The sequence below is a fragment of the Streptomyces sp. SID13726 genome (assembly GCF_010548375.1).
In the GTDB taxonomy this organism is placed as follows: Bacteria; Actinomycetota; Actinomycetes; order Streptomycetales; family Streptomycetaceae; genus Streptomyces.
In genome coordinates, this window is record NZ_JAAGLY010000870.1 from 1 (window position 1) to 384 (window position 384).

Below are 384 nucleotides of genomic sequence, written 5' to 3' on the forward strand. Positions count from 1 at the left end.
AGTCCGACATCGCCGCCGTGGCCGCGCTCCCCGCGCAGGACCAGCAGGTCGGCGAGCTCATCGCCGAGGCGATGGACAAGGTCGGCAAGGACGGTGTCATCACCGTCGAGGAGTCCAACGCCTTCGGCCTGGAGCTGGAGTTCACCGAGGGCATGGCCTTCGACAAGGGCTACCTCTCGCCGTACATGGTCACCGACCAGGAGCGTATGGAGGCCGTCCTCGACGACCCGTACATCCTGATCAACCAGGGCAAGATCTCCTCCATCCAGGACCTCCTGCCGCTGCTCGAGAAGGTCATCCAGGCCGGCGCCTCGAAGCCGCTGCTGATCATCGCCGAGGACGTCGAGGGCGAGACGCTCTCCCCCCTGGTCGTCAACAAGATCC

1 pseudogene is annotated in these 384 nt (G+C 65.6%); it reads left to right on the top strand.

What is annotated here, in order from left to right:
• Positions 1-384, top strand: a pseudogene (gene groEL, locus G3I78_RS50735) (chaperonin GroEL); the annotation flags it as partial.